Source organism: Paenibacillus sp. PK4536 (assembly GCF_028594455.2).
GTDB lineage: Bacteria > Bacillota > Bacilli > Paenibacillales > Paenibacillaceae > Saccharibacillus > Saccharibacillus nuruki.
The window spans coordinates 3,695,862-3,718,961 of sequence record NZ_CP126313.1 but is presented as its reverse complement, the minus strand read 5'-3'; the positions used below and the strand labels follow the sequence as shown (position 1 = coordinate 3,718,961).

The window sequence follows — 23,100 nt, the reverse complement described above, 5'->3', positions numbered from 1 at the left end:
TGGACACCATAGCACGTGTATTAGTTGTCATTACTCCGGCTGAAGGTCATGTGAATCCGTCGTTAGGATTGGTTACTCAATTGGTTGATAATGGTGAGCAAGTTGTCTATGTGTGTATAGAGGAGTATCGTTCCCGAATTGAACAGACTGGAGCTCTGTTGATTACATACCCATTCCCACAAGATGCCTTTTCGCATGATCCAGTGTTAAAACCACAGGAGTACAAGCATCCTTATCAGTTCACTTATATGATGGTAGCGGGTATCATTCAGAGGATTATACCCGAAGTACTTCGAGTGATCGAAAATCAAAAGTTCGATTATCTGATTTTTGATTCACTGATGGGCTGGGGAGGAACTATTCTTGCCGAAAAACTAGGAATACCTGCGGTGTGTTCGATTGCTTCCTTTGCTTTTATCAATCCATTGGGAGCCGAAGAAGGCGTGAAAGAACTGGACACAGATACGAAGGAACTGTATGAGGCTACAATGAAGATAACGCATGCATTAGCGCAAGAATTTCAAGTAAGCGTTCCTTCTATAGAGGAGATTCCAGCACATGCAGGGGAGTTAAAACTTGTGTATACAAGTCGTTATTTTCAGCCATATGCAGAAAAAATGGATAATCGCTTTATTTTCACGGGGCCTTCGATCATACCTCGTCAAGATGTTCAGACGTTCTCGTTTGAGCTCCTTCGCGAACGTTACCCGCAAACGGTGTATATTGCTATGGGGACTATTTTAAATAAAAACTTGGAGTTTTATCAGCTTTGCTTTGAAGCCTTTGGGGATATACCAGTAAATGTGGTGCTGTCTTCAGGAAGACACACAGATATGGAGCCATTGGCTGATCAAATTCCTTCTAATTTTATCGTCATGCCGTACATTGCACAGTTGGATATGCTACAGCATACGGATGTTTTTATCACTCATGCCGGAATGAATAGTGCGAGTGAGGCGCTCTATTACAACGTTCCGTTAGTCATGATTCCACTAACGTCGGATCAGCCGCTTGTAGCCAATCGAGTAGAGGAATTGGGAGCAGGTATTACTTTAAATAAACATAAGCTGAGTGCAGCTGATATGAGAGAGACCTTATTAGAAGTTCTAAGCAATCCATCTTATAAACAGCAGGCTTGCATCATCGGTGAATCTTTACGTCAGGCTGGCGGTTATAAGCGAGCCGCTGAAATGATTATGAGTCATATGGCTTCATTTCATAGCAAGATCTCGAATACGAAGTTGACTAATAAATAAGTTGTTCGTGCATCAGGAACTTTCATTCGAAGTAAGATGTATTAGTAATCGAAACTCAAACAGCAGTAGGTTTTGATCGAGTTGAATGGCTAGAACTTTGAGAGTTGTTCTTCATAAGAACAACTCTTTTATATTGCTATATAATTATGTTTATTTAGCATATTACTTAACTGAGGAATGTGAGAGGAACCGACCAGAAGAACGTCAAATAGAGAGCTTCCAAGCTATGATAGGATGGTCAATGTAATGCTAAGAGTTAGAATATTATTTTCTGCAATTTCTTCCAGTGATGTAACGATTAATTTACCGAGACCATATTGGCGATAAGGTTTTAGGATACATATTCGATCTAATTTACCTATACCATCTTAAATAATAATTCTGCCTGTTCCGGCAGGCAGTTCATTAAAATAGACCAAGATGTGCTCACACTGTCCATCTAAACTATCATGATCATCAAACTCAACTTCAATGGGTACATTTTGTTCTTTCACAAACACTTCTTCTCTTATTTGAAAAGCGATGTTGGGCCCCTCAATGGAGTCTATTTTTTTGATTTCATTTCTTATCATCCTTTCAGAAATTCATTTTGTAATTAAAAAAAATTAAATAACAATTGCTTCTCATACTTGTATGCGATATATTGCATATAATAACAATTGTAAAAAGGATGAAAACGCATGCCAATTCCTCAAGATTTTGCCTTACCTGTCCGTATGTCTGCAAAGGAGAGAGCATTTTCTCAGATTCAGCGTTGGATTATTGATGGAACCCTGCAACCCGGTGAAAAGCTGATTGATGCGGAAATGGCTGAATCGCTTGGAGTTAGCCGGACACCGGTTCGTGAGGCATTTCAATTACTTGAAGTTCAAGGTCTCGTGTCGATGCATCCAGGCAAAGAAACAAAAGTAACGACTATTGAGAAAAATGATATTTTTAAGATGTATTCAACGATGGCGGCTCTTCAAGCTTTAGCTGCTGAAATTGCCGCTCCAATTATTATTCCAGAACAGATCGAGAAATTAAGATCCATCAATTCGGAATTTGCAAGTTCTATTAAAAGTGGACAAGTGTATCAAGCAATGGAGGTCGATGAGCAATTTCATAATTATATTGTGGAGCTCTCAGAGAATTCTTACGTGGCTACATTTAATACATCTCTTCAAATTCACATTAGACGTTTCAAATATGTGTTTTTAAAACAACCGATCACAGCTACACTGGCTTCAGTCGAAGAACATGAGTTGATCATTAAAGCTTTTGAAAGTAAAAATAATGACGATGCTCATATACTAATGAAACAAAATATTATTCGTCCGATGCAGGAACTGTACGATATATTTTGAAATGAGGAGTAAACAATATGGAAAATAAAAAAGATCTTCGTATTCGAAGCAAGGTAATCAGTGAAGGAGCTAACCGCGTACCGAACAGAGCGATGCTACGTGCTGTTGGTTTTCAAGATGAGGATTTTAAAAAGCCAATGATCGGTATAGCGAGTACGTGGAGTGAAGTAACACCATGTAATATGCATATTAATGATTTGGCAGTACAAGCGAAACAAGGCGCACGTAATAACGGCGGTGCTCCATTGATTTTCAATACGATTACCGTGTCTGATGGGATCTCGATGGGTCATGGCGGGATGTTGTTCTCACTGCCAAGCCGGGAAGCTATTGCTGATTCGATTGAAATTGTGACCGGAGCTGAGCGTTTTGACGGCGTGGTTGCGATCGGTGGTTGTGATAAGAATACGCCTGCATGTCTGATGGCTATTGGACGGATGAACATTCCTTCCGTGTATGTATATGGAGGAACTATTCAACCCGGTAAACTCGATGGTAAAGATGTAGATATCGTTTCGGCTTTTGAAGCAGTAGGTCAATATCAAGATGGTAAAATAACAGAAGAACAGCTGCATAAAGTTGAATGTAGCGTATGCCCGGGTCCAGGGGCTTGTGGCGGCATGTATACCGCTAATACGATGGCAGCAGCGGCAGAAGCACTGGGCATGTGTTTACCTGGTTCTTCTTCGACATCAGCTATTTCAGCAGATAAAGCTTTGGAATGTGAAGCAGCCGGTAAACAGGTCATCTCACTTCTTGAACAGGAAATCTATCCAAGAGACATTATGACCAAGAAAGCATTTGAGAATGCGATCACCGTTGTTATGGCTCTAGGGGGTTCAACCAATGCGTTTCTCCATCTGCTAGCTATTGCACACTCGGTAGAAGTAGATCTAACCTTGGATGATTTCGAGCGCATTCGCTTGCGTGTTCCTCATTTGGCGGATCTGAAGCCAAGTGGTCAATATGTAATGCAGGATTTGAATGATATTGGCGGCGTTGCAGGAGTAATGAAGCTATTACTTGCTGGAGGATTACTTCATGGAGATTGCCTGACAGTAACAGGTAAAACGTTAGCAGAGAATTTAGCGGAATCTGCTCCACTTCAGAATGATCAAGAGATTATACGACCGCTTAATAATCCACTCAAGCCCAATGGACCACTGGTTGTACTTCGAGGAAACCTTGCTCCTGAAGGTGCTGTTGCCAAAATGTCAGGCATGAAGATTCAGAAGTTCTCCGGTCCGACCAAGGTTTACGACAGCGAAGATGAAGCGACAGTAGCAATTATGAATGATGAAATTAAAGAAGGAGACGTCGTGGTTATACGCTATTGTGGTCCGAAGGGTGGACCTGGTATGCCTGAGATGCTTTCCGTTACAGCACTCATCGTAGGAAAAGGACTTGGTGGGAAAGTCGCCCTCATCACAGATGGTCGATTCTCGGGTGGTTCACATGGATTTGTAGTCGGCCATGTATCACCTGAAGCACAAGTAGGCGGACCAATCGGTTTGCTGCAAAATGGGGACATTATTACGATCGATAGTGATATCCAGGAGATGAAAGTTGAGGTATCAGAAGAGGAGTTAGCCACTCGAGCGCAAGCGTGGATACAACCGCCGCTGAAAGTAAAATCCGGTGTACTTGCCAAATATGCCAAATTAGTTTCTTCTGCTTCTAAAGGGGCAGTAACTGATTTGATGGAATAGAATATAAAACAAAAGCAGCCGATTATCATGATCGGCTGCTTTTGTTTATTTCCGATTCTTTCAGTGCTACTAGTAGGATGATTACTTGAGAATCCTTATCTTCTTGTACGAGATAGCGAAAGATGATGCCAGTAACAATTTTTTGTCATTGAAGTCGAGTGTGAAAAATTCGGAGAATATGATGAAATCGTGCATAAGTCATTCTATCTAAAGTAAGGAAAGCAACGATGTATAGCGAGGGTTTCTAAGCCCAATCGCTATAAGAGCTTCTTGTAATTCATAGTCAAAATCATTCGAATCAATGCGTCCTAACTCAGAAGGATGTAATAAAATATCAATTAAAATATCGAACGAATCGTCTCCAAAAGTATCATAGATATCCGTTTGCATTTTAAGAAAATCCTCATAGGAATCCATTTTTTGGAATGGCCCAATTCCATCGCATAAATGTTTGATACCCTCTACAATTGTATCTCTGTCGTTTCTTATCATATATAAATCTCCTTTTAACGTACTATTCTTCCGTTACATCTACTTATATTTATTATATTCATAAACGTTTAGTAATGAATAGCAGGGAAGGGAGGTGAAGAAATTAGTGTTCCTCTCTAGAAAGAAGCTATTAACATGAGAGATCAAGCGTTTCCAAATACAGCCCTCAAGTGTAGTATGGATTATAAGCAAACAACTTACGTCTAATGCTATCTAGGAGCAAAATCTTCAGATAATACAATTCCTTTAGGAACAAGTGTGAGATCATTTTCTTCTAGTCTATTGAAGTACACTAAGCTGAAAGTTTACACTATATATGGTGATTATAAGAATCTACTAACACAATGGATCTTCGATGATTCATTATAGTTAGCTATTCATTATATAAGGAGAGATTTAATTGAAATCTAAAAAAGAAATGATAAAAAGAAAAGCGCTCATTTTCATTGCATTTACTATAGGGCTATATATCATTTTGAATATTATTTTTGTAGGTTACCCTTCTATTATTGTAAGGGGTGTGTTTACAGAATTCACCAAGCATGATTTCATAGCAAAAAAAGAAATGCTAGGATATCTTTCTGAGAAATACAATGAGTCTTTTGAAGTTGTAGATTTAGATAGTGCATTTTTAGAGACTGATTATATTGGTAGCGTCGCTCCGTCTTCTAACAAATCTGAAATTTTTACTGTTATAGGAACACCTATTAAGAATGCAAATCTTCATTACAAATATATAGATAATTACATGAAAATTAAATGGAAAAAAGAAGTAGGTACAGATATTGATCCTCTTTTAAATAAATATTTGCCTAGCAAATCTTATGGAGAAATAGAATTACCTAATCTAACTGATTATAGTCTTTACGATAATACGACCTTACCATTCAAAACATTCCAAAAGATGCAACCTAATATTGCGGAAATAAATATTGTACTTGTTTACACATTAAACAAGGGGAAAGAAAAAGAATATATTTCAGAAGTTAATCAGTTAATTATTCAATTGAAAAAAAGCGAAATAAAAAATATTTCATTAGAGTTGTATTTAATAGATGCTCAACATTTTAAAAGTACGAAGGAAGTTAAATCTCTCATTAAAAAGTCTGGAGTGTATCCATTTTTGTCTGAGTATTCATTCGGGATTATTAAGCAAGCTCAATTTGATATAAATCAAAACTATAATCTTAATCAAATACTTGGAGGTTAGTATATTGTCATCAAAGAAAAAAAAGTGGTTTATTATTATTGGTTTACTTGTACTTATTTTTATAGCATATAGAACGGCTTATCCGTTTATAAGAGAATATCAAGAGGCTAACGTCACTAAAGAAACTCAGCAATATCTTTTCAATAAATATCAAGAAAAATTTGTCGTAACTGATATTAGAAAAGAACCTCTTATGCAGAAATACTATTTAGTCGCAGCTCGTGCAGAAGACCCTGATATTAATTTTAATGTTGTCAGAAGTATTGAGAAACCTTTTGTATATCAAGATGACTATATAGCAGAAAAGTGGTACTGGCAATCAAGTACGATATTAAAACCAATTCTAGATAGAAATATTAAACAAACAGGTTATTCTTTTATAATAAATCAACGTTTTCAGACAGAAAAATATAAAGGGATTAATGAAGATTTTATAAAAGCTCAAGTTCTTCACCCAGAACTTTCTGAGGTTTCACTCTATATTTTATATATTATAAATAAAGGAGAGGAATCAAAATATAAGTCTACAATTGATAACTTAGTAAGTGATATTAAAAAAAGAAACATCAAAAGTTTATTATTAACAGTTGAGTTCTATGATTTATCTAAATATGAAAACAAAGATGATTTTGAGAAACAATTAAAAAAAATTAAAAATCCAACATTATTTTCTGTGCATAAGGAAAAAACATTGCTTAAAAAATATAACATTAAAATAGATAATAATTAGATCTTGAGGAGGAAACAAAAGAGCAACAGGTTAGAACACTTAGAAATTACTGAGAATCCATATGAAAATGATAAAACTCAACTTTTTATTCCGAAGAGCTAATAGCGTTTTTTTAGATACAGAAAGAGACTAAGTCGCTCTATATATACATATGTACAAAATACGAGTTTTGTGATTATGTGTAAGATATTTGAGGATACTTATGTTTTATACTATTTTATATCTATAGTTATTACTCATATATTGTATATCCTGCTAGCTTTTTATTATTTAATAATTGCTAATCTTAATTTTCTTATTGCCGCTATTTGATACTTTCAATATCTAAATTAAATAAACCCTATGCAATTTACTTTTATGATTACTACATAAGGTTTATTTAATTGTATTGGTTACTAAAGTTATTATATTAGAATACTTATTTATTCTTTAATTTAATCCATCTAGTAATTCTAGCAAATTACTGATCATTTTTTCTATGTAAAGCTACTAGAAATTTTTGTGAATTATCTAAAAAGATATTACGCTCTCCACGCTCAATTTTGTACCTTTCAATGGACATTATCATTATTCCATCCTGCTCCACATCCAATCCAACATAGTTATCACTCGATGAATTGAACTTCACAGCTACAAAGACGCCATCTTTTGAGGCTAATCTGTAATAATCAAAATTTGTATGATTTGGGTAATGCTTGTTAGACTTTGGTGAAGCTTGATATTCAATTGTTATGTTCATTATATAAAAAGACCTCTTGTAAGTTCAAAAAATGTACAAGAGGTCTCCCAAAAAATTGATTTAATAATTAGCTTACATCACGCAGTCTTCAGACTTTGATTTTGCGACCTTTCCAACTCACGGAACGGAAAACATTCACCCTGATAAAGGAATATAAATAGATGCCTATAAAAAACGCAAACCATATCGGGTAAACAATAAAAATCGCTTTTTTGAAGTCTCCGACTCTGCCGGCAAACCATCCTGTCTGAATGGCATACAGGACATACAATATCCCGCTCAACAGGATCGCAGCAGGATTCCATCCTATTAGGGAAGAAACTAGAGCGGATGCAGCAATGAAACTGCCGGATATCCATAAGATGACCATGAACATGACCACCGGATGCGTCGATTTGGAACCGACGGCAAAACTTTTACACCAGCCCTCGATCAGACTGCCAATGCCTTCGGGATACATGCGCAGAGATATAATATCTTTCCCCCCTAGGCAGCGTACAGGAAGATTTTGTTCAAGAAACGCCTCTCCTAGTGCCAGATCATCCATGATGGCTCCTTCGATTTTCTTATGCCCTCCAGACAAAAAATAATCATCGCGATTGCATAAAATACACGGACCGAACGAACCGGCCGTTTTAAAACGCGAACCCCAAATGGTAAACAGATTCATTCCGGTTACAACGATAATGTTAAAAATAACAGAAAGATGTTCATACAAGCGCTCTACCGTATGAAAAGGTTGTAGCGCTGTAATACCTCTGGCTCCCTTTTCCTGATAAAACTGAAGCAGCTTGTTTAGCCCCTCTGGGCTTTCGAATTTGGTATCCGCGTCCAAAAATAATAACCAGCTTCCTTTAGCTTGTTCGGTGCCGTACCAGCAGGCTGAGGATTTCCCCGCTCCTTCGTTCTGCAACACCTTTGCACCGAAGCTTTCCGCTACAGCAGCGGTCTTGTCCGATGAATCGTCATCCACAACCAGAATTTCGAATGAGGTAAACCGTTGCTCCTGTAGGGACCGCAGTAAAGGCACGATCCTGCTTTCTTCATTTCTAGCAGGAATAATAATAGATAGAAATGGTAGATTGGTTGCACCCCTGGAGGAGGAAAGAGGTACAGGCAGCGACCAGAACACAAGGAAGCCGACTATCACTGTTCCGAATCCAATCGCTAGTTTGATAATGTCCAAAGTCGTTATAACATTCGCCCCCTTTCTTTATTTCACCGAATAATCAAACAGCTTGCCTGTATCATCTTGGATCAATTCTTGGGCGGCAATTTTGGCAGACAGAAGTACGATTGGAACGCCAGCGCCGGGATGTGTACTGCTTCCAGTAAAGTACAAATTTTCGCAATCGCTCGCTTTGCTTTGCGGACGGTAGTGGTTGCTTTGTTTTAAAATAGGCTGCAAACCAAACGAAGCACCATTATACGCATTGAACTTGGAACTAAAATCCAGCGGTGTGATATGCGTTTCGGTCACAATCTCATTATCCACATTTTCAAAACCACGAATCTTTTTCAATTCATTTAAGATGTAACTGCGATAATAAGCAACCGTCTCCTCGTCCCACTCATAATTGGATTCGGCTGCATTTGATACAGGCATCAGAATATACAATCCATCTGTTCCTTCAGGAGCCATGGAAGGATCTGCTTTTGACGCAATATACACGTAAAAAGAAGCATTCGTCAGTTTTTTTCCATCAAAGATATCATTGAGATTCTGGTCCATATCCTCATTGAAAATAAAATTATGCACATGGTCAGTTTCTTCATACTTGCGGTTCATACCGAGGTACAGCAAAAAACAGGAGCAAGAATATTTCATGCTGTCGACTTTCTCGTCGGTATACTGTCCTTTGGCAGACTTGTCTTGTACCAGATGTTTGATTGCATAAGGAAAGTCTGCGTTGCAAACAACATAGTCCGAAGAAATGTTTTGTCTGTCCACGACAATCCCTTCCGCTTTTTGATTTTGAATAGATATCTGCTGTACATCTTGGCCGTAATGAATGATTCCTCCAAGCTCTTTGAAGAGCCTTTCCATCGATAAAGCCATCGTATACATCCCCCCCTTAATAAACCATACTCCATATAAAAATTGAAGCATCGGAATCATTGTATAAAAAGAAGGGCTAGTTAGAGGTGAAATGCCGATATATAACGTTTGAAAGCTGATCATCTGTCTCAGCCTTTTGTTCTTGATATACCGACCGACAAATTTATCTGCGGTATCGTAAGGTTTTAATTTTATTGCCTTTTTCAGCATTGGGAGGTTATAAAAGTCACTCCTTTTACGGAAAGGTCTGGGAAGAATATAATTTTTAGCGATGATGAATTTTTGATAAATTTCATGCAGATACCGAAAAAAGCCTGCTGTATCTTCTTCACTGATCGCTTCGATCGTTTTGGTCAGCTTGGTCATGTCGGAGGAAATGTCAAAAGGCTCATCAGGAATGTCACTAAAATAAGCCCGATAAATCGGATCTAGTTTTTCCATAGGAATATAATCGTCCGGGTTGCGGCCGCACACTTCGAATAGTTCCCGATAGATTTCTGGCATCATCACGATGCTAGGTCCTAAATCGAATTTGTATCCTCCGTCCAGTTCGATCCGGTTCATTTTACCACCGGGTGTCAAACCTTTTTCGTAAATTTCTACTTGGTAGCCAGCAGCCTGAAGCCTGATGGCAGAGGCAAGACCCGCCACCCCGCTTCCGATGACAATTACCTTTTTACTCATACAAAATCCTCATTTCCACATCCTATTTTCTTTGTTCCGATACCGATTGTTTACAGAATCCTCTTTCTCAACTTCTTCAAAGCTTTCATGTTTCGTTCCGAATAAGGCGGGAATTTGCCCGGAAAGCGTAGATAATGGTACGTTCGAACGCTCGTTTTTTCATAGCTAAAAGCCAAAAATCCAGCTTTGCCATGGTAAGCGCCGTATCCGCTTTGGCCAACTCCGCCAAACGCAATATGGGGACTCGCCGCATGATGAATGACTTGATTAACGCTGATCGTCGAGGAACGCATATATTCGTTAAATCGCCCAATCTGATGTTTGTCAGTGCTGAATATGTATCCAGTAAGAGCATCGCGCTGAAGACTGCCACCGGATAATAACGAATTCAAATCGGTATAGGGAATAACCGGAAGAACCGGACCGAAAATTTCTTCTTCCAGAATGGAACTTCCCGGCTCAATATCCGTCAACACGGTTGGAGCGATAAACCGGTCGGCTTGATCATACGCACCTCCATACTGAACTGTGCCCTGTTCGATAAAATTTATCACTTTTTGAAAATGGGCTTCGGTACAGATTCGCCCATAATCTTTGCTTGTCTGAGGCTGCTCTCCATAGAAATCAGAAAGCACCGTAGAAATTTCAGCCAGCGTTTTTTCGTAAACGGAGCGCTGAACAAAAAGGGTATCCGGCGCAATACAAGTTTGGCCGGCATTGATGAATTTTCCCCATACAATGTCCTTAACAGCGGCTGCCGAAAAACCCGTTTCATCAAGAATACACGGGTTTTTCCCGCCGAGTTCCAAAATTACTGGCGTGAGCTGCTTGGCTGCCTGATCCGCCACCCGCTTACCAGTTTGCCCGCTGCCTGTGAAAAAAATCAGATCAAACGGTGCTGTAGTCAGCAGGCTGGCGGTTTGCGAATCTCCTGTTACCACGTGCAGTTGTTCAAGCGGAAATACCTGATTGATGATTTCTTTTAGCAGCTCGGCTACTGCTGGCGCATATTCGGACGGCTTGATAATACAAGAGTTCCCTCCCGCGATAGCTCCGATCACAGGCATTAGGGTAAGCTGGACCGGATAATTCCATGAACCGATAACCAGTACGCTTCCGTACGGATGTCTCTTTTTTCGGAGTGATTCGATATAGCCTAATTTCAAGTACCGGGAACCTCGGGTACGATTCCATTTATTGATATGCTTGCAAACGTAATCGATTTCATTCAACAGAACGGCAATCTCCGATGAAAAAGATTCAAATGCCGGCTTACCCAAATCGGAATAAAGCGCATCCGTTAATTCTTTTTCGCGTTCCACAAGAATATTTTTCAGCTTTAAAAGCTGTTTTTTACGCATCTCGTTTGAAGGGCTGCCTTGGCGCAGTAATTCTTCACGCTGCTTTTCAGGCAAGGTCTTCAGAAAATGATTTTCATTGTCCGGCATGTGAAACATCCCTCTGCACAATTTTTTTGCTGACTAGCTGGCCGCTTAACGTAACCATCGGCATTCCACCGCCCGGGTTTACCGTTCCGCCTACAAAATATAGATTGGTATAGCGTTCGCTTTGTTTGGCATGCTTGAATCCTTTATTTTTTTTACGATTTGATACCGTTCCGTAAATAGCACCGCGGTCAGAGCCATACATCTTTCTGATATCTTCTGGTGTCCACATATCTCTGGTCACGATATTGGCTCGCAGATCGTGTAAGCCCATTTTTTCCAATTTGATCAGAACTCGCTCGGCAAATTGCTCATAGTCCTGCTGAGTGAATGGTTTCTGATCCCGTATGTAAGGAATATGGGGCAATACTTTGATATTTTCATGTCCTTCAGGAGCCTGCGACGGATCGGTTTTATTAACATTAACCAAATAAATAACCGGGTCCTCGGGCAGGGTATGTTCATGGAAAATGGATTGCATTTGCTGCTTCATATTTTCCGCAAAAAAGAAATTATGATGGTGAAGCTGAGGGTAGCTTTTTTTCACGCCTAAATGCAAAACAAGACCAGAACTAGCCGGTTCGAATTTTTTCTTTAATTTGTCTACAAAGCGGCTGTCTTCGTCCAGTAACCGTTCGTAAACCGGGATGACCTCCATATTGGAAACGTAATAATCCGCAGTCAGCTTTGTTCCGTCTTCCAAAAAAGCTCCCGTGATTTCGTTATTGTTTTTTTCGAGTTTGACGATGGGTGTCCCGAGATGGAAATGAACTCCCACTTCTTCAGCCAGCTTCACCAAACCGTTTCCTAGTTTATTCAATCCACCGGGTACATACCATAATCCCTGATCATGCTGCATGTAAATCATCATATTCAAAACGGCCGGGGCGTCGTAAGGCGAAGAACCTACATATTTGATGAAGTAAGACAGCATATCGCGCAATTGTTTATTGCTGATCCGCTTGTCGATTGCTCCATGAACAGTAGAAAACAAATCGAAATTTTTTAACGCACCAAACAGACTCGTATGCTTCATAATTTCACTTATGTTATCTACACCATGCTTAAAATAGGTTTTGTCCGTCATATTGTAGATCCTTTTGGAATATTCAAGCAGATCCTGATACTCGCGTATATCTTTTTCACTCAGGGAGTCGTTCTTCTCCTTCATGTCCTGTAGATTTTCATATAAGTCGATGATGTTTCCATCAGGAAAAAAGGAACGCCATTGATGATTCAGCTTTTCGATCTGCACATAGTCCTTCATTGATTTGCCACTCGCAGCAAACAAATTCTCAAACACTTGAGGCATTGTCAGAATAGACGGGCCCAAATCAAAACCGAAACCGTCCTGGTCCAGTCGGTTCAACTTCCCTCCGATGTGATTGTTCTTTTCATATAAAGATACCTCATATCCTGCCTGTGCCAGAGAAATTGCAGCTGACAGTCCTCCAAGTCCGCCTCCGATAACCACTACGTTTTTGTTTGTCGTTTTCACTTGTCTTGTTTCTCCTTCCATCAATCAAGAATGGTGTTCATTGTTGCGCCAAGCTGGCACATGTCTTACTTTATTCTGCATACCGCTCATTCGCCGTTTCTCTGATTTTACGTGCAATCATTTCCCAGGCTTCCTCCGCTTTTTCTTTTGGACCCAGTTGGGTAAAAGCGTGCTTGCAGTCTTTGAATACTTTTTCCTCAATATGTACCCCAGCTTCCTTTAATTTCTCTGCATAACATTCCGCTTCTGGCCTGAAAGCATCATGTTCTGCGATGAGAATAAGGGCAGGTGCCAAATGGTCGCTTACGACAGCGCGAACCGGAGAAGCGAGAGGATGTTCGGCTTGACCTTTTTCCGGGACGTAGCACATGTTCAAAAAGTGAGCGGCCTGGGGATATCGTGCCCGCCATTTGTCCGTTTCCGGCTTGTTGGCATGCGGAGTCGCAAAATCCAGCATCGGGCATGACAACACTTGAAGCAACGGTTGCTTTTCCTTTTTTTCCTCCAAATAGAGACAGAGCGCAGCGGCCAGATTGGCTCCTGAACTTTGTCCGCCGACCATCATTTTTTCCGTGTCAATGTTCAAATCGTCGGCTCTGCTCTGGATCCATCGAAATACTTCATAGACTTGTTCGAGTGCGTTGGGAAAAGGGTACTCCGGCGCTTTTGCGTACTCCACATTCGCAATGATGCATGCTGTCCGGTTGGCCAGATAACGACAGTACGGATCGTCCATCTCCTTTTCGTGCATGATGAACGCTCCCCCGTGAAAATTAATATACAACGGGAGTTTTTTCAGTTTGGATTCCGAGGGATAGTAGAAGGAAATATCCGTGAGTTTTACAGATGTCTCTACTTTCATCTCTTTTTTTTCCTTCACTCGCTCGAAGGGGAGCATGGGCGTCTTTTTCGCCTGATTGGGGAGAAGACGAAGTAACCTTGCAGCTATACGGGTGAACATTAGGATAACCTCGCTTTTTTACCATTTAAACTGGAAATGAATCGTTTCTAACATTGGTTCTCTAATACTATTACCCTTTTTTCCTTTAGAATGTACTAACTTTTAAAAAAAAGCGTCAAATACTGATTAATCAGCGTTTGACGTGACATCTTTGTGAAGAATATCTTATATTATATTGCGCATATCTAGAGTTACAGTGCCATTCGTTTACGTATTCTACGATTCCTATGTACATAATAGTCGCCCGGCTTAATCATGGCTCTTTTCTACAATGTTGTTATATAATAAGGCTAAAAATGATTTTATCATGACTAAAAGAAATACGAGTTTTGTGATTATGTTTTAGTAATTTAAGAATATCTAAACTTTTGTTTACTATTGTATCTCACTTATATATTTTCCCATTAGCAATTTATCTATACTTTTTATATGCAGTTAGTTTACAATGTTATTCTTTTGGACTCACATCATCTCAAAGCTTGCACAACAATATTCTATTTGTTCTAATACTTTTGAATAACTCTTAAATAAAAAAACTCTGTATCGTGTATTTTATAATCACTCTACAAAGTTTTTATTTCGTATTAATATATCATATATATTCTGAATATTCATTGACATCTGTTCAATGTTAATCATGCTTATAGTAATCATAAGGTTCATTATAATAATTCACAAAATAATCTGTAATAAAAAATTCACGTAACGCCCAACCTCTTGCAACAGCTTTTGCTACTACATGTATACTAGCTTTGATCCTCAATAATTTCCAATTGGACAGCATATCCTTCATCATCGCCTTTAAGTCATAGTGGGCATGAAATCCCTATTCTCTTGCATCTGCCGATGCATCAACCAGTATGAATCCGCTCCCATGAAGTCACTGATAGCATCAAGTACATCTGGCATATACATCATGTCCATACGGGAGTATTTCGCAATATACGATGTGTATCTTTCAGTTGTCATGACTGCATAATAGATTTCCCTCGCATCCGCTTTACCCTTGTTCTTCCTATCCAAGATTAGTATAGAATCGACTTCTTGTTTTCTTTGATCTTTATCTATCCTTGTTCTTCCATAGTATTTCATGTTCCTATAACGTTCCTGTATTCACAACCCGACGCATTTCAGGTGTCTGTCGAATGCCGGACCGAGGACGAATTTTGGAGGCGTGAATATTATATGAGGTAATGTTAATTGTGTTCTTTGAATCAAAAGTCTCTATTAGGTTCAAAATTATAATAAGATCCAAATCTATCATAAATTCGATCTACTGCAATTTCAAAATCTTTAATGATGACTTTAAGTTTTTTGTCATTAATACTTACATCTATACCTCCCTCATGAACAAATGTATTTCTTAGATCAACGGTTTCTTCAATAGAATTAAAAAGAGAACTTTTTCTATTTGATATTGGCTTGTTTAAGACAGTAAATATGTCTAATTTTTCATCAAGCTTTTTAAAATTCTCTGCAACTATTTGTGGTCTTTGGAATGAAAACTTTTCAACTAAAGCCTTCTCAATCGAGATATTGCCAGCAGAAATATCTTTTAGATTATTGACCGAGAATCGTGCCTCTTTAAAAAGCTTGTCTCTATTATCTGTATATTTTAATAGTACAATAAACGATTTCTTCAAGTAGTCTTCCCAAGTTGCTACCAAGTAAGGTATCAACAAATTATTAGAAAAAAACCTTGGGTTTAATTCGTCTATAAATGAAATACCTGTGTATTCTTCTCTTGAAATATCACTTTTTAAATTTCTTGAATCTAAATATATTTTAGGTTTAATAAGCGCATTATTATAAACCCATCTAGCTATAAAGAGTCCTGCTTCCAACTCAGTAGGCACATTTTCATCAATTATAAAATAACGATTTTTTCCTTCATCTGTAGAGAAACTCCCTTTGAAATAATCTTTTATATATTTAATAGTTTTATTTTGATGTTCTAAATCCCAATAACTTCTTCCCGCTCTAGTTCTGGTATAAACTAAAATATTACTATTTTCTTTATAAATATCGAGTTCTACTCCAACATATGATCTGTAATTTTTATGTTCATACCAAAAATAACTTCCCAATACGCCTTGAATTTTAAATTGATTTCTTTTCTTTGTATAACCTAACAAATTTATTAAATTTATTAATTTGTTATATGAAGTACCTTCAGGAAGAATATTTTCTGAATTAAAACTCATCTTTGAACCCTGCTCCTTTGATCAAAAATAGAACCAAACAATTAATTTTACTAACGTTCCTGTATTCACGACCTGACGTATGCCGAACCCAGGGCGTATACCCGTAGCGTGAATATTATAGAATGTCTGCGCCTTCTTCGAATTGCTTTAAACTAATCACTTTATATATTGCTTGAATTTCTGTTCCATTTTAATCAGTTGATCTTCAAAAATCGATATAATATCATTAATTATTTAAGTTATTTCAGCCTCTACTTGTCGTCTAAAATTGATTGATTCTAAAGGTACTTTGGCGTTTGTTCCAAACTCATCATCAGCAATTACGAGTGAAATTAATGGATCGTTAGCTGATTTAAGAATACAGTTATCTTTTCGTTCTCTGATTTCTTTCATTTTTTCATAAAGAGCGCCTTCAATTTTATTTCCTAATTCTGCAGCTGAATTGACTGTACTTGAAATTAAACCAAAATAATCTGACGGACGCTCATACTGCGCTACACCTTTAAGTTTAACCTTCTTGGGGAACTCATCAATATATTTTGCTTTGTTTGTGCGTTAATTGTTTATCTCACACCAAGAAACGACACAGACTATGGCAATAATAAACTTATTGTTCATATTTTTGTCATCTCCTAAATAACATTTTCTGTATTTGAGTTTTAGTGATGATTTCATATAACGTTCCTCTATTCATGACCCATAGGGGGTGTCTGCCGAAATCCATCTCGCAGACCTAGGCTCCAAAGGAGCCGCTACTTGAATATTATGTTATACACTACTTGCGCTTCATCGCTTAAACATTCAAATACCTATCTCTTTGTTTTTTCTTTAATTCAATTACGCTATGTGGGAACTCAGAACATCTATCTTCCCAATAGTGATCATTTGTTAAATCCAGTATATTTCTAACGACTCCACACTGACTCCATCTAAGTTCTTCTTCGTCAATATGACTATCCATATTGCCTTCAGGGAAAACCTCCCGCTCAAATTCTGGTAATAATTTCTTAACTTTAACGTATGATTCATTCAATTTTTTTAAAGAAACTTCGTAGCGGATTAATTCATCCAATAAATCTATGGTTTGATAGGTTTCTTTGACTCGATCCGCAAAATTAAAATCAAGAAAAGCTTGAAGACTATCTAAATTAAGTTCTTGATTAATATTAAATTGTCCATTGTTAATCATATCATTACGATATTTTTCACGTTCAGCTCGAAGAATTTCAAACCTATCGTCTGCAATCTCAAACAATGCACTTAATTGAAATAAATTCCTTTGGAATAACTCTGGAATATGTTCTTTCTTTTTGTAAGATAGCTTATGAGAGATATCTGCCCAAGCATGCATCAATATCGTTCGTACTTGAATTTCAGCTTTTATACCTTCTAATCCTCTGTAATTAGGAACTTTTAACCATTCGTGTTTTAGAGTTACAACAAAATGATAAGATCTATATCCAAATTTGTCTGGTTCGAGATGATCAACCTTATCTTCTGAATTCACAATGACAAATTCTTCGGCTATTATTTTTTTAATTAGTAAAATATCAGAAGGATAGTAGCAAACAATACGCAAACCACAAATATCTTCAATTTGATCGAAAGGTTTTTTATATTCTTTCCGATCTATCTTATCAAAAAATGAATCAAACTCTTTAACTCTTGAATATACGTCTAAATATGGAATATTACTTTCTTTAAGTAAAAATTTTAGAGATTCCATCAGGCTAAACGATAGACGTTGATATAATGGATTAACTTTCAAAAATTCTTGTTTTAAGGTTTCTTTGTTTTCCATTTTATTATTCCTTTCATTCTAAGAATTCGTATAAATTCTTATTCCTGAACTTCCTTTATATCATCTTCGATGCGGTATTCCCGAACTTCTCAATATCTACTCCTACTGCAGTACTCACAAACCTGCCCCTATTTCCATTCATCAGCGCCCTCCATTCGATCGAGCGAACTCTGAATATAACTCAGATCAATCCTATTCTCCAACAAATGCGTCACAAAGAAATGTCTCAGCGAATGAATACTCACTTTTTTTAGAGTTCCCTATTCGGAAGCGCTTTTTCAAACGCTTTTTGCGCGGATCGTAATAAATCAGCTCAATCCTCATCTTGCTTGTCTCCTCATATTATCATCATATGGAAATTTTGGGAAACGCATTTCCGTATAAAAAAGGACCCTAAGATGGATGCCCATCCCAAGGCCCTGATTCTTTCGGCACTGATCGTTACGTATACAATCATCATATCCACTTCAAAGCATTTCTGAAATATGATCAAATAGAACCAGCAAACTAGAAAGGATTGAACCATGAAAATGATCACGCCACTATGATTTACGAGAAATTTTCCAACCCTAGCAAAACATACATTGTCTATCCCAACTCTGCTTATATTCTGACATTAAGCCCAAACAACAGATCATTTTCGAAGACACCGAACATTTTCTTAACACCTTAGATTAGAACATGTACTTCACAAAGCTCTAAGCCTTACGAAGTATATATCTCTCACTCAGCTTGGACAGCATATCCTTCGTTATCGCCTTCAAGTCATAGCGAGCATGAAATCCCCATTCTCTTGCAGCTGCCGTTGCATCAATAGAATGCGGCCAACTATCTGCGATCGCTTGTCTCTTGGGGTCCACATTATAATCAAGGACGAAGCCAGGAATCTCCTCTCGAATCGCCTCAGCGATTGCCTCTGGGTCAACACTCATTGCGGTGACATTAAATGAGTTCCGATGTACTAACCGACATGAATCCGCTTCCATTAAATCAATGATAGCGTCTAGCGCATCTGGCATATACATCATGTCCATATTCGAATCCTTCGCAATATATGATGTATACCTTCCAGCCGTCACGGCTGCGTAATATATTTCTACTGCATAATCGGTTGTTCCTCCACCGGGAGGTGTCATATAAGAAATTAAGCCGGGGAAGCGTAATCCTCTTGTATCCAGACCATATTTATGAAAATAATAATCACACAGCAGTTCACCCGATACCTTATTCACACCGTACATCGTATTTGGTCTCTGGATGGTATCCTGCGGGGTATTATCTCTTGGAGTCGAAGGACCAAAAACTCCGATCGAGCTAGGTGTGAAGAATTGGCAGCCGAGCTCTCTAGATACCTCAAGTGCATTCATCAATCCGCCCATATTCAGATTCCAGGCAAGCAAAGGCTTCTCCTCTGCCGTTGCTGACAGCAATGCAGCCAAATGAATGACAGTATCGACTTCATATCGCTTGGCGATTTCGAACATTGCCTTATCATTCGTCACATCTAGCAGCTCGAATGGTCCAGAGCGAGTGATTTCGTGGGTAGATGACTTGAGATCTGTAGCAATAATGTGATCCGAACCATATAGCTCACGTAACTTCATCACTAACTCTGAACCGATCTGACCGAGTGCTCCCGTTACCAATATCTTTTTCATCAGACATTCCTCCCGAAGTAGACTCCCACGTATGCATCTAGATCAGATTCATTTCCTTACCGACTTTCTCATAAACAGAGATCACCTGATCTAGCATTTCCTTCGTATGGACAGCCGTTGGCATATTACGTATTCTGCCAGTTCCTTTTGGAACAGTTGGGAATACGATGGCCTTGGCATAGACACCTTCTTCATAAAGCCGCTTGCTGAACTGCTGAGTAGTCACTTCATCGCCGATGATACAAGGGGTGATCGGCGTTTCGCTTTGACCTACATCATATCCAAGCTGACTCAAGCCATGCTTTAACTCCTTGCTATTCGCCCATAGCCTCTCAATCAGTTCTGTATCACTCATCAAAATATCAACTGATGTGCTACAAGCAGCGATTGCAGCCGGTGGTAGTGAGGTCGAGAATAAGAATGGACGGCTTCTCAGCTTCAACCATTCGATCAGTTGTTTCTTACCAGCGACATAACCGCCAACAACGCCGATCGCTTTGGATAACGTACCGATTTGAAAATCAATGTGGTCGGATAATCCGAAATGCTTGACGGTTCCTGCACCTGCTCCTAGAACCCCCGAGCCATGGGCATCATCCACATACGTAATCAGATCGAATTCTTCGGCTATTTTTGCGATTTCGGGTAGCTTAGCTATATCACCATCCATAGAGAACACGCCATCGGTGATGACCATAATTTTATGATATTGTCCTGATTCTGTAGCTTCTTTCGTCTTTTGCCTTAGATCATCCATATCTGAATGCTTATATCGAATCACCTTGGCTCTCGATAAGCGACAGCCATCAATAATTGAAGCATGATTCAGCTCATCTGATAGAATCGCATCATACTGATCCATTACCGCAGATATTGCAGCCATATTACAATTAAATCCCGATTGATACACGATAACAGCTTCTGTCTTTTTGAAATGCGCAAGCTTATCTTCAAGCTCAATATGCAGATCCATCGTACCATTGATGGTTCGCACAGCTCCTGCGCCAGCACCGTATGTCTGCGCCGCCTTTACTGAAGCATCAATCAGGCGCTGATCGGTTGCGAGTCCTAAATAGTTATTGGAAGATAAATTGATCAGAGACTTTCCATCAATCTGAATAACAGGCCCATTCGCACCCTGTAGCGTGTCAATGACGTTATATAGACCTTTCGTCTTTAGATCCTCGATATTCACAGTCAAAAATTGTTCTAATGCTTGACTCGACATTGCATTCCCTCCCTAACATACAAACGTCCTTTTCCAAGAGACAATATTTTGCTTAGTAAACGCTTACAATACATGTATTATGCTGATTTCAATGTATCATCTTTTTTGTTTTTTGTACACACATGAAGGACATATCGTATACACACCCCTCTCATCAGAAAGAAGCACTTTTTTTAAATAATCTTGTAACTCCAGTATAAGAATGATCATCTAATCTCTAACGTTAAAACCCTAAATCCTCAGTTAACCACATCATTCACATGAATCGTATATCCAGTGATCCAAAGTGCTTTATCACTCATCAGTAACTCGAATACATGATTGGGTATGATTGCCCATAAACTCTTAAATTATCAATAAATACTATGATTGGTGGTACTTATACGATCAACCTACCTTGCGACTGTGAACTGTATATTTAGCTTAATAAACAAAAATAAGAGCAATCCGCAAGGGATACTCTTATTTTTAGATTGATTATTAGTTAGACGATACACTCTCAGAATTGCCTCAGAACGTATACGATTCACCATCATTAGGTACATGAACGTTAGCAGACATTCCTTTTTTAATAGCAAAGTTTCTTAGATCTTCTCTTGAGAGATTCCAATGATTCACGGCTTCCATATGAACAGAGATAATTTGAGACTTTGGAGTAGCTTGATATACATTGTAAATGTCTTCCTCGTTCATAACCAGTGAACCGCCTTGCATAAACTGGTTATCTCCACCGTTCACTACAATGATTTCGGGTTGATGCGTCTGAATAGTCTGTTGAACTTCTTCATACCAGACCGTATCTCCAGCGACATATAACGTTTTTTCAGTGGGATGCTTGAATACTACACCGCATACTTTGCCTGCCATATTCAGAATTTCTCCACGTCCGTGCTCGCCTTTTGTTTTGATTAATTGAATACCTTCGTATACGGTATCTGTTTGTAACACTTCAACATTTGTAAAACCAGCGCTTTGGATTTCTTGAGCATCTTCTTCGTTTTGTGTAAAAAGCTTTATTGCTTTCGGTAGAGCTTCTTTAGCTGCATCATCCCAGTGATCGATATGCAAGTGCGTGACAATTACTGCGTCTACCTCGCTAATTATTTCCTCGATTGAAAGAGGTAAAGCGACTAGAGGATTTTTTTGATCTTCTCTAGCGGCATTAGGAAAAGCAGGAAGTGTGCCCTTTTCAGATAAAAATGGATCGACCAGAAATTTCTTACCTGCATATTGAACGATAAGAGTAGCATTACGGATTAATTGAATATTCATTTTATAAGACTCCTTTTATTTAGATACGATAAGTACATATTAAAATTTGTAGAAATAGGTATTTCATTTCTGTACAACTTTTAGCGTATAATCAAATGATAAAGGTTATTTGGATTTCGGAAAACAACCTGACGAAACCATTTCGTAATAAATCATTTCAAGATGAAAGGATTTCTATATGCAACTTGATCACACGGATTATCAGATCCTTCGAATATTAGCAGAAAACTCACGTATTCCTTGGAAAGATCTTGGAGAACAGATTCATATGACCGGACAAGCGGTTGGCAATAGGATCAAAAAGCTTGAAGATAACGGCGTGATCCACTCCTATTCTTTGATTGTGGATGAACTCCAGCTGGGTCTTGCTTATACAGCGTTTGTTATTATTACGATGAATAGTGCCAATCACAAATCTTTTATACATTTTATTGATGAACGGGATGAAGTTATCGAAGCACATCGCATTTCTGGCGAAGGTTGTTATCATTTAACATTGAAAGTCAGTTCGCAAGACCAGTTAAATGATTTTCTGGATGCGTTACTTGTCCATGGCAATTACAGTTTGAATTTATCGATCCAAAAAGTTAAACAAAGCGATTCATTAACAGCCATATTAAAAAATAAAAGTAACTCTTATTTATAATCTTTATACAAAAAGGAGCCTGCAACAATGGGCTCCTTTTTATTGATTATCTCATATCCAATGACAACCTCTCTCTATCATCCTAATCTCTCTTTTCAAACTACATTTGACTACTCATTCCTTATATCGTATTATTCTAATATAACGATATAAGGAGAATTC

General features: G+C 38.3%; 18 protein-coding genes and 1 pseudogene. 6 read left to right on the top strand and 13 right to left on the bottom strand.

Features of this window, described 5'->3' with window-relative positions:
• The first annotated feature begins 8 nt into the window (after positions 1-8).
• On the top strand, positions 9-1,256 hold the full coding sequence (locus tag PO903_RS16475) for a macrolide family glycosyltransferase (RefSeq protein WP_273594667.1): 1,248 nt from the start codon (positions 9-11) through the stop codon (positions 1,254-1,256).
• 254 nt (positions 1,257-1,510) lie between these two features.
• On the opposite strand, the pseudogene PO903_RS16470 reads toward PO903_RS16475, so the two are convergent.
• Positions 1,511-1,828 (bottom strand): annotated as a pseudogene (locus tag PO903_RS16470) (GNAT family N-acetyltransferase); the annotation flags it as partial.
• 108 nt (positions 1,829-1,936) lie between these two features.
• On the opposite strand from PO903_RS16470, the gene PO903_RS16465 reads away from it, so the two are divergent.
• Both PO903_RS16465 and ilvD read left to right on the top strand, forming a co-directional pair.
• Positions 1,937-2,602: a GntR family transcriptional regulator gene (locus PO903_RS16465; RefSeq protein WP_273593993.1), complete on the top strand. Its 666-nt coding sequence runs from the start codon at positions 1,937-1,939 to the stop codon at positions 2,600-2,602.
• A gap of 17 nt (positions 2,603-2,619) precedes the next feature.
• The gene (gene ilvD, locus PO903_RS16460) at positions 2,620-4,311 is read left to right on the top strand and encodes a dihydroxy-acid dehydratase (protein WP_069328873.1); all 1,692 of its coding nucleotides are present in this window, start codon (positions 2,620-2,622) and stop codon (positions 4,309-4,311) included.
• Positions 4,312-4,518: 207 nt separating this feature from the next.
• Here the strand turns inward: ilvD and PO903_RS16455 are convergent, their stop codons facing one another.
• On the bottom strand, positions 4,519-4,803 hold the full coding sequence (locus PO903_RS16455) for a hypothetical protein (protein ID WP_273593992.1): 285 nt from the start codon (positions 4,801-4,803) through the stop codon (positions 4,519-4,521).
• Positions 4,804-5,203: 400 nt separating this feature from the next.
• Between PO903_RS16455 and PO903_RS16450 the strand changes: the two genes are divergently transcribed.
• Positions 5,204-6,013: a hypothetical protein gene (locus PO903_RS16450; protein WP_273593991.1), complete on the top strand. Its 810-nt coding sequence runs from the start codon at positions 5,204-5,206 to the stop codon at positions 6,011-6,013.
• Between the two features lie 4 nt (positions 6,014-6,017).
• The gene (locus PO903_RS16445; RefSeq protein WP_273593990.1) at positions 6,018-6,743 is read left to right on the top strand and encodes a hypothetical protein; all 726 of its coding nucleotides are present in this window, start codon (positions 6,018-6,020) and stop codon (positions 6,741-6,743) included.
• A 460-nt stretch (positions 6,744-7,203) separates the two neighbouring features.
• On the opposite strand, the gene PO903_RS16440 is transcribed toward PO903_RS16445, so the two are convergent.
• From PO903_RS16440 to PO903_RS16390, 11 genes are all read right to left on the bottom strand, one after another.
• Positions 7,204-7,482 (bottom strand): hypothetical protein, encoded by a 279-nt coding sequence (locus tag PO903_RS16440; protein ID WP_273593989.1) that lies wholly within the window; start codon positions 7,480-7,482, stop codon positions 7,204-7,206.
• Positions 7,483-7,570: 88 nt separating this feature from the next.
• Positions 7,571-8,668 carry a glycosyltransferase gene (locus PO903_RS16435; RefSeq protein WP_273593988.1) on the bottom strand — a complete coding sequence of 366 codons (1,098 nt, stop codon included), beginning with the start codon at positions 8,666-8,668 and terminating at the stop codon, positions 7,571-7,573.
• 27 nt (positions 8,669-8,695) lie between these two features.
• Positions 8,696-10,225, bottom strand: coding sequence for a phytoene desaturase family protein (locus PO903_RS16430; RefSeq protein WP_273593987.1), 1,530 nt, complete (start codon positions 10,223-10,225; stop codon positions 8,696-8,698).
• A gap of 50 nt (positions 10,226-10,275) precedes the next feature.
• Positions 10,276-11,673: an aldehyde dehydrogenase family protein gene (locus PO903_RS16425; RefSeq protein WP_273593986.1), complete on the bottom strand. Its 1,398-nt coding sequence runs from the start codon at positions 11,671-11,673 to the stop codon at positions 10,276-10,278.
• The gene (locus tag PO903_RS16420) at positions 11,660-13,168 is read right to left on the bottom strand and encodes a phytoene desaturase family protein (protein ID WP_273593985.1); all 1,509 of its coding nucleotides are present in this window, start codon (positions 13,166-13,168) and stop codon (positions 11,660-11,662) included. Before PO903_RS16420 ends, PO903_RS16425 begins: the two co-directional genes overlap by 14 nt.
• A 70-nt stretch (positions 13,169-13,238) precedes the next feature.
• Complete coding sequence (locus PO903_RS16415; RefSeq protein WP_273593984.1) at positions 13,239-14,129, bottom strand: alpha/beta hydrolase; 891 nt, start codon at positions 14,127-14,129, stop codon at positions 13,239-13,241.
• A 1,214-nt stretch (positions 14,130-15,343) separates the two neighbouring features.
• Positions 15,344-16,333: a hypothetical protein gene (locus PO903_RS16410; protein ID WP_273593983.1), complete on the bottom strand. Its 990-nt coding sequence runs from the start codon at positions 16,331-16,333 to the stop codon at positions 15,344-15,346.
• Between the two features lie 793 nt (positions 16,334-17,126).
• Positions 17,127-18,134, bottom strand: coding sequence for a GTP pyrophosphokinase (locus tag PO903_RS16405; protein ID WP_273593982.1), 1,008 nt, complete (start codon positions 18,132-18,134; stop codon positions 17,127-17,129).
• Positions 18,135-18,832: 698 nt separating this feature from the next.
• Positions 18,833-19,792, bottom strand: coding sequence for an L-threonine 3-dehydrogenase (locus tag PO903_RS16400; protein ID WP_273593981.1), 960 nt, complete (start codon positions 19,790-19,792; stop codon positions 18,833-18,835).
• 37 nt (positions 19,793-19,829) lie between these two features.
• Complete coding sequence (locus PO903_RS16395) at positions 19,830-21,020, bottom strand: glycine C-acetyltransferase (protein ID WP_273593980.1); 1,191 nt, start codon at positions 21,018-21,020, stop codon at positions 19,830-19,832.
• A 510-nt stretch (positions 21,021-21,530) separates the two neighbouring features.
• Entirely contained in the window at positions 21,531-22,292 is a 762-nt protein-coding gene (locus tag PO903_RS16390) for an MBL fold metallo-hydrolase (RefSeq protein WP_273593979.1), read from the bottom strand.
• Between the two features lie 178 nt (positions 22,293-22,470).
• Between PO903_RS16390 and PO903_RS16385 the strand changes: the two genes are divergently transcribed.
• Positions 22,471-22,938, top strand: a complete 468-nt coding sequence (locus tag PO903_RS16385; RefSeq protein WP_273593978.1) for an Lrp/AsnC family transcriptional regulator — start codon at positions 22,471-22,473, stop codon at positions 22,936-22,938.
• The last annotated feature ends 162 nt before the right edge of the window (positions 22,939-23,100 follow it).

Coding starts and splice junctions, on each gene's coding strand:
- PO903_RS16465 (WP_273593993.1), top strand. CDS start 1,937: ATGCCAATTCCTCAAGATTTTGCCTTACCTGTCCGTATGTCTGCAAAG.
- ilvD (WP_069328873.1), top strand. CDS start 2,620: ATGGAAAATAAAAAAGATCTTCGTATTCGAAGCAAGGTAATCAGTGAA.
- PO903_RS16455 (WP_273593992.1), bottom strand. CDS start 4,803: ATGATAAGAAACGACAGAGATACAATTGTAGAGGGTATCAAACATTTA.
- PO903_RS16440 (WP_273593989.1), bottom strand. CDS start 7,482: ATGAACATAACAATTGAATATCAAGCTTCACCAAAGTCTAACAAGCAT.
- PO903_RS16430 (WP_273593987.1), bottom strand. CDS start 10,225: ATGAGTAAAAAGGTAATTGTCATCGGAAGCGGGGTGGCGGGTCTTGCC.
- PO903_RS16425 (WP_273593986.1), bottom strand. CDS start 11,673: ATGCCGGACAATGAAAATCATTTTCTGAAGACCTTGCCTGAAAAGCAG.
- PO903_RS16415 (WP_273593984.1), bottom strand. CDS start 14,129: ATGTTCACCCGTATAGCTGCAAGGTTACTTCGTCTTCTCCCCAATCAG.
- PO903_RS16410 (WP_273593983.1), bottom strand. CDS start 16,333: ATGAGTTTTAATTCAGAAAATATTCTTCCTGAAGGTACTTCATATAAC.
- PO903_RS16405 (WP_273593982.1), bottom strand. CDS start 18,134: ATGGAAAACAAAGAAACCTTAAAACAAGAATTTTTGAAAGTTAATCCA.
- PO903_RS16400 (WP_273593981.1), bottom strand. CDS start 19,792: ATGAAAAAGATATTGGTAACGGGAGCACTCGGTCAGATCGGTTCAGAG.
- PO903_RS16395 (WP_273593980.1), bottom strand. CDS start 21,020: ATGTCGAGTCAAGCATTAGAACAATTTTTGACTGTGAATATCGAGGAT.
- PO903_RS16390 (WP_273593979.1), bottom strand. CDS start 22,292: ATGAATATTCAATTAATCCGTAATGCTACTCTTATCGTTCAATATGCA.
- PO903_RS16385 (WP_273593978.1), top strand. CDS start 22,471: ATGCAACTTGATCACACGGATTATCAGATCCTTCGAATATTAGCAGAA.